At 39.6% G+C, this 13475-nt stretch carries 11 protein-coding genes; 6 read left to right on the top strand and 5 right to left on the bottom strand.

The annotated features are described in order from the left end of the window. Positions 1-21: 21 nt before the first annotated feature. Positions 22-1305: a tyrosine--tRNA ligase gene (gene tyrS / locus OK025_RS11340; protein ID WP_201667217.1), complete on the bottom strand. Its 1284-nt coding sequence runs from the start codon at positions 1303-1305 to the stop codon at positions 22-24. Positions 1306-1408: 103 nt separating this feature from the next. Between tyrS and OK025_RS11345 the strand changes: the two genes are divergently transcribed. Then, complete coding sequence (locus OK025_RS11345; RefSeq protein WP_317669545.1) at positions 1409-2092, top strand: hypothetical protein; 684 nt, start codon at positions 1409-1411, stop codon at positions 2090-2092. An 81-nt stretch (positions 2093-2173) separates the two neighbouring features. Beyond that, positions 2174-3868: an amino acid permease gene (locus OK025_RS11350; protein WP_317669546.1), complete on the top strand. Its 1695-nt coding sequence runs from the start codon at positions 2174-2176 to the stop codon at positions 3866-3868. An 88-nt stretch (positions 3869-3956) separates the two neighbouring features. Here the strand turns inward: OK025_RS11350 and rlmF are convergent, their stop codons facing one another. Beyond that, on the bottom strand, positions 3957-4868 hold the full coding sequence (gene rlmF / locus OK025_RS11355) for a 23S rRNA (adenine(1618)-N(6))-methyltransferase RlmF (RefSeq protein ID WP_317669547.1): 912 nt from the start codon (positions 4866-4868) through the stop codon (positions 3957-3959). Between the two features lie 77 nt (positions 4869-4945). Continuing rightward, positions 4946-6892, bottom strand: coding sequence for a KUP/HAK/KT family potassium transporter (locus tag OK025_RS11360; protein WP_317669548.1), 1947 nt, complete (start codon positions 6890-6892; stop codon positions 4946-4948). A gap of 259 nt (positions 6893-7151) precedes the next feature. Between OK025_RS11360 and OK025_RS11365 the strand changes: the two genes are divergently transcribed. Next, complete coding sequence (locus OK025_RS11365) at positions 7152-7586, top strand: T9SS type A sorting domain-containing protein (RefSeq protein WP_317669549.1); 435 nt, start codon at positions 7152-7154, stop codon at positions 7584-7586. Positions 7587-7685: 99 nt separating this feature from the next. Here OK025_RS11365 and ispG read toward each other — a convergent pair whose 3' ends face one another. Next, positions 7686-9695 carry a (E)-4-hydroxy-3-methylbut-2-enyl-diphosphate synthase gene (ispG, locus tag OK025_RS11370; protein WP_317669550.1) on the bottom strand — a complete coding sequence of 670 codons (2010 nt, stop codon included), beginning with the start codon at positions 9693-9695 and terminating at the stop codon, positions 7686-7688. Between the two features lie 45 nt (positions 9696-9740). After that, complete coding sequence (locus OK025_RS11375; protein ID WP_317669551.1) at positions 9741-10688, bottom strand: LiaI-LiaF-like domain-containing protein; 948 nt, start codon at positions 10686-10688, stop codon at positions 9741-9743. A gap of 246 nt (positions 10689-10934) precedes the next feature. Here OK025_RS11375 and OK025_RS11380 point away from each other — a divergent pair, with 246 nt between their 5' ends. The 3 genes from OK025_RS11380 (at position 10935) to OK025_RS11390 (ending at position 13450) form a co-directional block, all read left to right on the top strand. Continuing rightward, the gene (locus OK025_RS11380; protein ID WP_046671950.1) at positions 10935-11669 is read left to right on the top strand and encodes an MlaE family ABC transporter permease; all 735 of its coding nucleotides are present in this window, start codon (positions 10935-10937) and stop codon (positions 11667-11669) included. Positions 11670-11678: 9 nt separating this feature from the next. Beyond that, positions 11679-12437, top strand: a complete 759-nt coding sequence (locus OK025_RS11385) for an ABC transporter ATP-binding protein (protein ID WP_075994183.1) — start codon at positions 11679-11681, stop codon at positions 12435-12437. A 107-nt stretch (positions 12438-12544) separates the two neighbouring features. After that, positions 12545-13450 carry a class I SAM-dependent methyltransferase gene (locus OK025_RS11390; protein ID WP_317669552.1) on the top strand — a complete coding sequence of 302 codons (906 nt, stop codon included), beginning with the start codon at positions 12545-12547 and terminating at the stop codon, positions 13448-13450. The last annotated feature ends 25 nt before the right edge of the window (positions 13451-13475 follow it).

A 13475-nucleotide genomic window follows, 5' to 3' on the forward strand; every position in this document is an offset into this window, starting at 1 on the left:
AAAGTAATACACTGCTGATTACTAATTTGCGATAATCAGGTAGTAATTCTTTTTACCGCGTTGGGCAACAATATACTTATTGTTTACAAGGTGATTTTCAGTAATAGATTCTTCTATATCAGTTGCTTTTTCTCTATTGATAGAAACTCCACCGCCCTGAAGCATTTTGCGAGCCTCACCTTTGGAAGGGAATACTTGTGTTTGAACAGCCAGTAAATCAAGAATATTGATGCCCGCTGCGAGATCCGCTTTAGCGATCTGAAACTGAGGAATGCCTTCAAATACCTCTAAAACAGCCTCGTGATCTAAGTTGTTCAAAAACTCTAAAGAACCATTACCAAAAAGAAATTCAGAAGTTTTGATCGCAGTTTCGTATGCTTCTTCGGAGTGGGTACGAATGGTGATATCTTTTGCCAGTGCTTTTTGAACTAGACGTAAATGTGGCGCTGCATCATGTTCTGCAATAATAGACGCTATTTCGTCCTGGGGTTTGAGAGTGAAAATTTTGATCCAGTTTTTAGCATCATCATCCGAGGTATTCAACCAAAATTGGTAATATTTATACGGCGAGGTTTTCTTTGGATCTAACCATACGGCACCAGATTCGGTTTTTCCAAATTTCTGACCATCGGCTTTTTTGATTAATTGCGTGGTGATTGCATAGGCAGTTCCCTGATCTTGGCGACGAATCATTTCACTTCCTGTTACAATGTTGCCCCATTGGTCGGACCCTCCCATTTGAACTTTACAGTTGTGGTGCTTCCAAAGGTAGTAGAAGTCATATCCTTGAATCAATTGATAGGTAAACTCTGTAAATGAAAGACCATTGTCACCTTCCAAACGTTTTTTTACAGAATCTTTTGCCATCATATAGTTAACGGTAATCATTTTACCGATATCACGGATAAAATCCAAAAATTTAAAATCTTTGAACCAGTCGTAATTATTAACCATTTGGGCGTCATTTTCACCTTCTCCAAATTCAAGAAATTTGCCTAACTGTTTTTTTAGACAAGCTACATTATGCTGTAGGGTAGCTTCGTCCAACAAGTTACGCTCTGCAGATTTGAAAGAAGGGTCTCCAATCATTCCTGTTGCCCCTCCAACTAGGGCAACTGGTTTGTGGCCCGCATTTTGGAAGTGGATCAACGTCATGATCTGCGTTAAGTGTCCTACGTGTAGAGAGTCGCCTGTGGGATCAAAGCCGATATAACCAGCGACTTTTTCTTTATTTAGTAAGTCTTCAGTGCCGGGCATAATATCTTGCAACATGCCTCTCCAACGTAATTCTTCTACAAAGCTCATTGTTAAATGGATTTAATTTTTTAATTTACAAGATGCAAAGATAGGAGATTAAGCGTATATTGAGCGAATAATTCCATATAAAAGCACACGCTAATAAGCTGGTATGAATTTTTTATCACATTTCTATTTTGAGCGGTTTGCGACCAACCCCGAGCGTATTGTGGGTGGACTGTTACCAGATCTGTTAAAAAATGCCGATAAATCTTTTATGCTAAAACCGCGGCAATATGAAGATGAGCTTTTGGACAATCCTCTACTCGAGCAGATGTATATCGGTTGGAACCGTCATATCGAGGTCGATCGCCTGTTTCACAATTCACCTTATTTTTTTCATCATACACATCAACTGAAACTAAAAATCCAGTCTAGTTTAGCGGGGCTGCCTATCCGGCCGTCCTTTATGGCTCATATCGCGTTGGAGCTATTGCTGGATCATATCCTAACACAAAATAAAGCGGTCTCCATCGATAAATTCTACGCCGCACTAATGCATGTCAATGAAGACGCTGTTCGGAAATTTTTGAAAATTAATCAACTGAATGATATTCCTAAGTTTGAAAAATTCTATCATCAGTTTATTGAGTGGAAGTATATTTATGACTATGCAGAGGTGGAAAAAATTGCAGGTGCACTTTTCAATATTTGTAAACGATTGTGGCAATTTGAAGTTTCAGTGGAGCAAAGACAGCTTCTGACGGAACAGCTGATTTCTTATTTACATACGCAGATGACCGATTATCAGGAAATTTACCAGTATATTCAATATGCGCTGATGGACTTTAATTAGTCCATCAGAAAAATACCAATAGTATAAGACCTTGAAAATATTTATTTTCGCATAATTTTAAGTATCAAAAACTAAATTTACATGTCACATAGACTTTTTCGGAAGAAAAGTGTTGATCAGATTCTGCATGACACCCAAAAAGAGGGGGGGACAGGCCTTGCAAAGGTATTGGGGGTAACAGATCTGGTTTCGTTGGGTATCGCCGCTATTGTAGGGGCCGGAATCTTTAGCACAATTGGATTGGCGAGTTATGAAGGTGGACCAGCAGTCTCACTTCTCTTCGTTTTTACGGCTTTTGCCTGTGTTTTTACAGCATTGGCCTATGCGCAATTTGCCAGTACTGTTCCTGTTTCGGGCTCGGCATACACGTATGCTTATGTGGCCTTTGGTGAATTGTTTGCATGGATCATAGGTTGGGCGTTGGTCTTAGAGTATGCTGTTTCCAATACGGTTATTGCCATTTCTTGGTCGCAGTATTTTGTTTCCATGCTGGAAGGCTTTGGTCTATATATACCAGCTTGGTTATCCATGGCACCGGGCTATGCTTATGACGCTGTAGACAAAATGAATCAACACGGCGCTGCTGCTCTGACCGCAATCGACCAGCATGGTCTGGATGCTTTTAATAGTGCGCCACGGATTGGCGGTGTCCCTATTATTTTTGATTTACCGGCAGGTGTTATCACGTTTTTGGTCACTTGGTTGGTTTACATCGGAATTAAGGAATCGCAGAAAGCCAGTATGGTGATGGTGATGATTAAGGTAGCAATCATCTTGGCTGTCATTTTTGGGGGTATATTTTTCATTAAACCTGAAAATTGGACCCCTTTTGCACCGAATGGCCTCAAAGGTGTACTGGGAAGTGTGGCCGCGGTTTTCTTTGCCTTTATCGGATTCGATTCAATCTCCACAACTGCTGAAGAGTGTAAAAACCCACAGCGCGATCTGCCTAAGGCAATGATCTATTGTCTATTGATTTGTACTGTATTATATGTTGCCATTACCCTGGTCTTGACGGGGATGGTTAACTATACCGAATTAAATGTGAAGGATCCACTTGCTTTCGTGTTTAAATATGTCGGCTTTGACCATATGGCCGGAATTATATCGGTGACCTCTGTGATTGCCATTACCAGTGCCTTGCTGGTGTATCAATTGGCTCAACCAAGAATTTGGATGACTATGAGTCGGGACGGTTTGTTGTGGAAGAAATTCGCGACGATCCACCCAAAATATAAAACACCTTCTTTTGCGACTATTGTGACGGGTTTGGTGGTTGCTATCCCTTCGTTATTTTTTAAAATGGACTTCTTTGTGGATCTAACGAGCGTGGGCACCTTTTTTGCCTTTATCCTTGTTTGTGCAGGTGTATTGTATATGGATTATTCGGGCTTATCTGCAAAATCCAAATTTAAAGTTCCTTACATCAATGGTAAATATTTAGTTGGTGCAGGGCTACTGATCGCTATTGGGTTCATTTTTAGCTATGCGCAAGAGACGATTCAGGAGTGGAAATCGCTCTCCTTCCTTGAAATTATAGAACATAAAATGTTGGTCATTATATTTTGGTTAACCTGGCTTGGCCTGAGTATTTATAGCTTTAAAATGAACTTTTCGCTATTGCCTGTCGTTGGTATCCTGATCAATTTGTATTTGATGACGGAATTGGGGGCAAGTAACTGGATAATATTTGTGATCTGGCTCGTAATTGGATTGGCTGTATATTTTATGTATGGCTATAAACATTCAAAGTTAAATAAACAGGCGCAAGTATAGTATATGAGAAGCGTCGTACAATAATTGATTAAAGAAAAGGAGCTATCATTTATCAGATAGCTCCTTTTCTTTGAATATCGTGGACGTATTAGAATCTCCACAAAAGGATTCGGCTTACCTTATTGCCTTGTTCCATGCGGATCACCTCGGTCTCTTTTACATTTATTTTCTTTAGTTTGTGTTGTAGAAAGCGAATGTCTTCACGGTGAGCAACTAATGTTGTGAACCATTTTACTTGATCTTTGTGAAATTGACTTTCAAAGATCATGCGTGACAAGAAAGCTTTTTCACCACCATCACACCACAACTCGCTTCCTTGTCCAGAAAATGCTTGTGTGACAGGTTTTTCGTCTATTTTAGCTTCTTTAATGCCTGTAGTCTTTCGGATGGACTGCTGTAAAGCCTCGGTTTGAGAGCTGAAAAATGGGGGATTACAGATCACCACATCATATTTCTCACCTGGGAGGATAATATCGTTGAATATGGCTTTCGGGTTATTTTGTAGACGGATTTGTATGCTCTTTTTTAAGCTCATATTTGTCCGCGTTATCTCGATCGCATTTTTGTATGCGCTCTTGATAATTTCAGATCCTACAAAGCTCCATCCATACTCCTGATGCCCGATGATGGGGTAGATACAATTTGCACCAACACCGATATCAAGGACATGAACATTTCCACCTTTTGGAATCTCACCATTATTGTCTCTTGCAAGCACGTCTGCGATATAATGAATATAATCTGCTCGGCCCGGAATAGGGGGGCAAAGATTCTCTTTGGGAATATCCCAATGTTGAATGTGGTAATATTTTTTTAAAAGGGCTCTGTTTAATGTCTTTACAGCATCGGGATTGTTAAAGTCAATGGATTTTACTTTATAAGCATTTTCTATAACAAAATCTTTGAGCGAAGGTTCGACTTTGCTCAATTCTTCAAAATTATAGTTATCGAGATGTCTATTTCTAGGGTGTAATTTCTTTTTTGGATTAGCGTCTGCCATGATGTATTATTTGCAACAAAAGTAATGCAATTCTATTGAATAAAAAAGGTGATGCTTGCGCATCACCTTGAGGAGTATTAATCTTTCCGTATGAGATGGACCTCTGAAGTCTGTGGAAAATTGAGTGGAACCCGCTCAATTGTAACAAAGCTGGAATCTAAACCGAAACCTTTTTCTTCGGACAAACTCATTTTTTTGAGGTAACCATAAATGTCCATAATTACCTTTTCTACCCATGTCATTTGGTTGGTTTTGGAGAGTACTTTCTCTAAAACAACAAACTTAAAGTCTCCTGGAATATTGTGTTTACGCAAGGTGTCATATTGACTGGTAATATCAATTTCACCTTTTTTTACCATTTCCTCCACTACTTTTCTGAACAGTAGGCTGATGCGCTGTTCTTCTCTAAAGCCAAGTTTAAAATCAACGCGTATTAACTTACCCGGGATAAGCTGATCGATCGAATACTCTTTTGTATGTGGATGATCCATCACATCAACGTGGACCAGCCAATACACATCCGCACGCTTCGGTTTTTTATTAATGATTGAATAAATAATTTTAGCCTCTATCTCGGATTTGAAATTTGCACTTGTCAGATATACCAAATGTGATGCATATGGGGGAACCGATTTGTCCTCACTTAATTCGGAGATAATTGGGTAATATTTATTGATATTGATAAAGTTGACAAAACGATTTTTAATTTTTCGCGCTGTGTACCAGCAGTACATCGTTACGAATAATGCCGTAGCGAGCATAAGGGTTAACCAACCACCGTGGGCTATTTTGACACCATTTCCTACTAAGAAAGTTAATTCAATTACAAAATAAGCAACTAAAAATATAGCAATTAGCACGCGATTGACCTTTTTCATGGCGAGGAAATAACCCATTAATACCGTGGTCATCAAAACGGTTAAATTGATCGCAAGACCATAAGCTGCATCCATTCGACTAGATTCTTCAAAAACCCAGATAACAATCATACAGCCGACCCATAAAATTAAATTGATGGATGGTACATATAACTGTCCTTTATGCTCGCTTGGGTAGCGAATAGCGACTTTCGGCCATATATTCAGACGTACTGCTTCCGAAATTAAGGTATAGGAGCCAGATATCATCGCTTGACTGGCGATGACCGCTGCAATCGTTGCGATAGCAATACCATAGCCTATAAACCAATCGGGCATAATCGAATAGAAGGGATTTGCTCCACCTAGAACGCGCCCTTCTTGCGTCAATAACCAAGCCCCTTGACCAAAGTAATTCAATACAAGGGTGATTTTAACGTAGATCCAGCTAATACGGATGTTGTTTTTGCCACAGTGTCCCATATCCGAATACAATGCTTCGGCGCCTGTAGTACATAAAAATACTGCTCCGATCAATAACAGTGAATGGGGGTAAGTAATTAAAATATGGAAGGCATAGTAGGGGTTGATTGCTTTCATCACTTCCGGAGCGAGGTGCAGATGGGATAAACCGATTACACCGATGATCGTAAACCAGATCGTCATCAACGGACCAAAAACTTTTCCTACTACAGATGTTCCAAATCGTTGAATAATAAACAATAAGGAGATAATTGTAACAACGATTGGTACTGTAGGTAATCCAGGGAATTTAAGATCTAAACCCTCAATAGCCGAAGATATTGTGATGGCAGGGGTGATCATTCCGTCCGCTAATAAGGTTGCTGCACCTATCATCGCTGGGAAAATTAACCAAGGGGCACGTTTGCGCACCAATGAATAAAGGGATAGAATACCGCCTTCACCTTTATTGTCCGCCTGCAGTGTGATCCAAACGTACTTTACTGTTGTCTGGAGGGTCAGTGTCCAAAAAACACAGGATAGCCCGCCCAAGACTAAGTCTTTTTGAATGGCTCCTTGTCCCATGATTGCTTTGAAAACATACAATGGAGAGGTTCCGATATCTCCAAAAACGATTCCTAAACTGATCAATAATCCGGCGAAGCTCACCTTGTTGATACTGTTGTGATGACTGTTGTCTGCCATTTATCAATTATTTTATTTCAAAATATACTGCAAAAATATACTTTTTGCCTGTACTTTATGTAGGTACATTTCCTGCGCCAAATTTTAGCATTTACTTTGACATGCGCAAGAGCTGTTAAAATTTGTTAAAAGAAACTTAGAATGAATCTATTTGCTGAAAAACTTTTAAACAAAATACTAACTTTGTTGTTGATAATTCAAATAGTTAGCGTTATATTTGATTAAACCGTAACCAGTATTTGAAGTCTAATTTAACACTATGGGGAGAAATCTACTTAAAGCAGCTTGTTTAACACTTTTATCCGCACTGACATTGTGCAGCGGGGTGTCTCGGGTGTATGCAAAGTCTCCTTATGACCATACTATTGCGCAACATATTTTGGACGGCAGTGAGGCATTCGGGGAAGACAACAACATCAAGGACACAGAGAAACTTATCAATAATGTGAAGGTTTTCTATAATCCGATTGCGGAACAAATAAATCTTTCATTTAAATTGGCAAAATCGTCGAGTGTCTCTATTAAAGTAATGGATGCATTGGGCAATGAGATTCTCCAATTAATGAATGGCAACCTAGATTCAGGAATTCAAAATCTTTCCTTTGAGCATGGCGGAAAATTAACGACAGGGTTTTACTTTGTACGAGTAGTCGCTGGTTCAGAAACTGTGGTGAAAAGATTTTCTGTTCGATAAGAAGATAACATATAATGTCAGTTCATTCGTATACATAAAACAGTAAAGGGAATCAGATGATTCCCTTTACTGTTTTATGTAAAACTTCATTTGTTAATTCTAGTCTTGTTGTATTTCTTCGATCCACAGTCCATCATCTTGAATGATCTTGATCAATTCGTCTAAGGCATGTGCGGAACTTACATTTTTCTTAACGATCTGCTGACCTCTATATAGCGTCACTTTATCAGGTCCCGCTCCAACATAACCATAGTCAGCATCTGCCATTTCTCCAGGTCCATTAACGATACAGCCCATGATGCCAATTTTTAAGCCTTTTAGGTGATTGGTACGGCTACGGATCATCTGTGTAGTTTCTTGGAGATCAAATAAAGTTCTTCCACAGCTTGGGCAGGAAATATATTCTGTCTTGGATATTCTAGATCGTGTTGCCTGTAAAATTCCGAAAGAAAGCGAGGCGATGTTTTCTAATGCCGTTGCCGGAGAGTCTATCCATATTCCTGACCCCAATCCATCGATCAATAATGCACCTAAATCCGTAGCGGCATAAAGCTGTATTTTTGAAATAGGTTCTTCGGGATTCATAAAATCACCAATAGGTCCTGAGAAGTCTTCTTCCAGATAAGAACGTTTGATAATGACTGGATTGTCGATCCCGATTTCCTGCAGGTTTCGGAAGAACTGTCTTTGATCTGCCATACCATGCAGGTACCCTGTCTCTAATATGAACACAACAGTTTTGTCGAGTTGCAAGGATTCAAACAGCGGGGTTAACAAATCTGAATTACAGATTTTGACCATATTCAGGACTTTATCCTTGTTGTCCGACTTTACAAATTCGTCTAAGGTAAAGAGGGGATGAATATTAGTTTGATCGGTAAGTTTTGACCAGGTGTTGTAGTTATATACTTGCTTCAGATTTGCCGGCATGGTAAAGGATGGCAAATTGTCTGCGAGATAGACAAAGTCTACAGACTGCTCACCCATGTGGTATTTATCTAATAGGATATCATAGCGATAGCCAGCTTTGGAAAGGATCTGAGCGTCTTTCAGATTTTCTTTAGAAATGTCGACCACAATCCTTGGTACCAAAGAGCCTCCGATAAAGGTATTAATTTCCTGGCTGGCATAAGGAACATTTGGTGCGTCTGGAGAGAGCTCAACAATCTCTTGTTTGGGTTGACTCTCGATGTTTGCCTTTCTTTTACTGTATCTATTGACAAGTGCTATGGCGACTGGAGCTTCCCGTTCAGGCTCTTCGGTTAACGATACACGTACAGTATCACCGAGCCCATCTTCCAAAAGTGTTCCGATACCAACGGCAGATTTTACACGACCATCTTCACCGTCTCCAGCTTCGGTTACACCGAGATGTAGGGGGTAGTTCATGTTTTCGGAAACCATTTTTTCGACCAGCAACCGATAGGCTTTGACCATGACCTGTGGGTTGGATGATTTCATTGAGATACAGAGATTGTAGAAACTCAGATCTTCACACATCCGGATAAATTCCATGGCAGATTCGACCATCCCTTCGGGGGTGTCGCCGTAATGACTCATGATCCGGTCCGACAGTGAGCCGTGGTTGGTACCAATACGCATAGCGGTACCATTCTCCTTACAGATATTTACAAGCGGAGTGAATTTTTGATAGATGCGCTCTAACTCACGCTTGTATTCTGCATCGGTATAAGATAGCTGATCAAACTTTTTCTTGTCTGCATAGTTACCAGGATTGACTCTTACTTTCTCGACGATACGAGCGGCAACCTCGGCAGCATTTGGTGTAAAATGAATATCAGCAACTAAAGGAACCTTATAGCCTCTTTTGCGAAGTTCATTTTTTATGTTAGCTAAATTTTGTGCTTCTTTAATACTAGGAGCGGTAATACGAACGTATTCGCAGCCCGCCTCAACCATTCGAATGGTCTGCTCAACTGAGCCCATCGTATCCATTGTATCTACTGTAGTCATACTTTGAATACGAATGGGATTATCGCCACCCATGGGAATATCACCGATCTGAATTTCCCTCGTTTTCCATCTCGAATAATCTACCTTGGAATTGCAATAGATTCCAGGTAATGTCAACATATTACTTGTGTCCATATCTAACACAAAGTTAGCTTTTCTTGACTAAAAATTGGCTGTCAATTAATATCTTCTAATTTTTATTGACGCGATGCCACCGTTGATGTCGAAATCGAATTTTTGAGCGGCCGAATCGTAATTCGTCGATTTTACCTCGCCTTCACTTTTTAGGAAATCGCCTTCATAATCTGTTGAGGATAATGCATTGTCGCTTGTAATGCGGCATGCAGCATTTCTTGGGATGGAGATTTCAATAGAGGAGGCTCCAGCATCCATCGAAATTTTAGTTGTTGCCAGCGGTTGTCCTAATTTTAACTTTAGGCTAGTGGCTCCAGCATCGATATCCAATGTTTCTATCTTGTAGGGTGAAAGATCCAACTTGGCATCAATTGCACCTACATCAAAGTTCAGATTCCACAGGATATTGGGGTTTAACGCGATGAACGTATTGTTGTTTTTGCTGTTAAAATCCTTGTTTTTGAATTTTCCCTTTAAGTTGATATCTAATTTGTCTGCGGACTCTCCATGTACAGTTACGCCCAGTAAATATTCTTTTGATGTGTTAAATGCCGAGAAGATTTCTGTCGTAGTGCTACTATCATTTCTTAATGAAGTGGCCCCCAAATCGACGTTTAAGGTAGCGCTATGGATTTTATCGTCCAACGGTACATTGAGTTTTTCCGTTGTATAATTTGTTTTGTCGTTAGGGTCGTCGATATTGATGTTGACACCTTTGCTTTTCAGTAATTGTGTTAAAATCGGCTCTTTTGGTGTCGACAGCCCTATGTAAGTCAAAAAACCTAAAATCACTACGGTAGAACCAATGGCGACAAACTGTCCAATCTGTTGGTCTTTGGGTACCAGCATACGAATTCCAGCAAGGACAATAAACAACGGCCAGTATCTAAAAATACCTACCCAGTTGAAAGAAATCGTGTTGAGCTGTGATAATAATAAGACAACTCCTATAAAGAGAATGGTGATACCAGTTGTTATTCTTCGTGTATTCATAACTAATTCCGTTTGTTAATATGTCTCAAAAGTAAGTCGCTTTGAGAGATACCGTATGAATGTTTAGGCTATTATACATAAAAAATCGGTAAATGTGACTAATTGATCGGTAAGTAATTTCGTTTTTCGTATACTTTTTGGGTTTTCGCTTGTTTATATATTTGCTGGAATTAATTACCTTTAATGGATTACTTGGTTTAGTATAGTCGTAAAATTGGCGTAATACATTGAAATTAAATAGATAATATGATCTTTCATCACATTGGTGCATATCTCATCCTCCTGAAATCAGTTTTTAAAAGACCGGAGAAAGGTCGAATTTATTGGAAGGAAACCGTATTGGCAATGACCGATATTGGTATAGGATCTTTGGGACTTATTGTCATTATTTCTACCTTCATTGGAGCTGTTATGACCATGCAAATTGCCTTTCAGATGGTTTCGGACTTGATCCCAAATTCTATTATTGGTTCGATCAACCGGGATTCAAATATTTTGGAATTGGGACCAACGATTTCGGGGTTAGTTTTAATGGGAAAAATTGGGTCGTCTATATCTTCGCAGATCGGATCCATGCGTGTGACAGAGCAAATTGATGCCTTGGAAATTATGGGGATCAATGCCCCTGGTTATTTGATATTACCCAAAATATTGGCAGGTATTACCATGATTCCGATGTTGGTTATTATTTCCATCGTATGCGCCTTAGTTGGCGGTCTGTTGGGCGGGTCACTTTCGGGTGCTGTGACACAGGCGGATTATATTTTAGGAATTCAGGATGGCTTCAACGGTTTCACGGTGACAGTTGCCCTTGTTAAAGCTGTTGTGTTTGGGTTTATTATTACCTCGATATCTGCTTATAAAGGGTATAATGTGAAGGGGGGAGCTTTGGAAGTTGGGCAAGCTAGCACAGAAGCAGTTGTCGTTGGTTGTATAACTATTCTTGCTGCGGATTATGTAATAACCGCATTAATGCTTTAAAAAGATTTTATGATTCAAATCGAAGATATTAACAAGTCATTTGGAGACAATCATGTTCTGAAGGGTATCAGTGCAAATTTCGAACCTGGAAAAGTGAGTTTGATTATTGGAGGGTCAGGTTCGGGAAAGAGTACTTTATTGAAATGTATTGTGGGCCTGCACCAACCGGAAAAAGGAAAGGTGATTTTTGATGGCAAAGATTTTACTCGGATGAATTTTGAAGAGCGTGTTCCTATTCGAAAAGAAATAGGCATGCTTTTTCAAAATTCAGCGCTGTTTGATTCGATGACGGTCGAACAGAATATCATGTTTTCGTTGGACATGTTTACGGAGATGTCCAAAGCGGAAAAATTGGACCGTGCGAATCATTGCTTGGAACAGGTCAATCTGGAGGGAAGAAATAAACTGTTCCCCGCAGAACTTTCGGGGGGGATGAAAAAGCGGGTTGGAATTGCACGTGCAATCAGTATGAACCCCAAATACCTTTTTTGTGATGAACCCAATTCTGGATTAGACCCGGAGACTTCGATTGTTATTGACGAATTGGTGCTAAAAATTACGCAAGAATTGAAATGTACGACGGTCGTTGTTACACATGATATGAATTCTGTGATGGGAATCGGTGAGTATATTTTGTTTCTCTATAAGGGACAAAAATTCTGGGAAGGTTCCAATAAGGATATGATGCGATCGGATGTGGAAGAATTGAACAACTTTGTTTTTGCAAGTCCATTAATGAAAAGTGCTAAGGCATCTATGGGACAATAAGAGGTGAAACTAGGGTTTTAATGCGCTTAGTTTTATGTATTTGATCTGTGTTAGCACCATGCAGATTTCTTTTCTATTGAAATTTAGCTTAGTTTTGTCGGAAAATTTTGATTTTGGCAGCAACAAATATACAACTATTGACCCCACAGCATTGGAAGGACTATGAACTCATTGACTGTGGTGATTTTGAAAAACTGGAACGTTTTGGTGATTTAATTTTAATCAGACCAGAACCTCAGGCTGTATGGCCTAAGGCATTGAGTGATGCGGATTGGAACAAGCGTTACCATATCAAATTCAAAGGTCGTTCGGCTACTTCTGGAGAATGGTTGAAGAAAAATCCGAAGGTCCAGGACCGTTGGCACATCGAATATAAAAATAACGACGTGGCCATCAAATTTAGATTGGGCTTGACATCTTTTAAACACGTCGGGATATTTCCGGAGCAGGCTGTAAATTGGGATTATATTTCGGAATCTGTTCGTTCATTTAAGACGGAGAAACCGAAGGTTCTAAATCTTTTTGCATACACGGGTGGAGCATCTTTAATAGCAAAGGCTGCCGGCGCGGATACAACGCACGTAGATTCGATTAAACAGGTAGTTACCTGGGCTAATGAAAATATGGAGATTTCCAATTTGGATAACATTCGTTGGGTGGTTGAAGATGCTTTGAAGTTTGTAAAACGTGAGCTGAAAAGAGGTAATACGTATAATGGGATTATTTTGGACCCACCGGCATACGGACATGGGCCGAAGGGAGAGAAATGGAAATTGGAAGATCACATTATGGAAATGATGACTGAGGTCGTTCAATTATTGGATCCTAAAGAACATTTCTTGATTTTAAATACGTATTCATTAGGCTTTTCTTCTGTTATTGTTGAAAATTTAATTAAGACGGCTTTTCCAAAAGTGGAAAACTTAGAAATAGGGGAGTTGTTTTTACAAGCAACTGCGGGACCAAAACTTCCACTTGGCGTATTTGGTAAATTTCGCAAAATAGCGAAATAAGACTTGTCAAAAGATTCTTTGGTAA

The organism is Sphingobacterium sp. UGAL515B_05 (assembly GCF_033097525.1).
GTDB lineage: Bacteria > Bacteroidota > Bacteroidia > Sphingobacteriales > Sphingobacteriaceae > Sphingobacterium.

What these genes read in the sequence shown, in the direction of transcription:
- OK025_RS11345 (WP_317669545.1), top strand. Translation starts at nt 1,409, where the DNA reads ATGAATTTTTTATCACATTTCTATTTTGAGCGGTTTGCGACCAACCCC.
- OK025_RS11385 (WP_075994183.1), top strand. Translation starts at nt 11,679, where the DNA reads ATGATTCAAATCGAAGATATTAACAAGTCATTTGGAGACAATCATGTT.
- tyrS (WP_201667217.1), bottom strand. Translation starts at nt 1,305, where the DNA reads ATGAGCTTTGTAGAAGAATTACGTTGGAGAGGCATGTTGCAAGATATT.
- OK025_RS11360 (WP_317669548.1), bottom strand. Translation starts at nt 6,892, where the DNA reads ATGGCAGACAACAGTCATCACAACAGTATCAACAAGGTGAGCTTCGCC.
- OK025_RS11380 (WP_046671950.1), top strand. Translation starts at nt 10,935, where the DNA reads ATGATCTTTCATCACATTGGTGCATATCTCATCCTCCTGAAATCAGTT.
- OK025_RS11365 (WP_317669549.1), top strand. Translation starts at nt 7,152, where the DNA reads ATGGGGAGAAATCTACTTAAAGCAGCTTGTTTAACACTTTTATCCGCA.
- OK025_RS11375 (WP_317669551.1), bottom strand. Translation starts at nt 10,688, where the DNA reads ATGAATACACGAAGAATAACAACTGGTATCACCATTCTCTTTATAGGA.
- rlmF (WP_317669547.1), bottom strand. Translation starts at nt 4,868, where the DNA reads ATGGCAGACGCTAATCCAAAAAAGAAATTACACCCTAGAAATAGACAT.
- ispG (WP_317669550.1), bottom strand. Translation starts at nt 9,695, where the DNA reads ATGGACACAAGTAATATGTTGACATTACCTGGAATCTATTGCAATTCC.
- OK025_RS11350 (WP_317669546.1), top strand. Translation starts at nt 2,174, where the DNA reads ATGTCACATAGACTTTTTCGGAAGAAAAGTGTTGATCAGATTCTGCAT.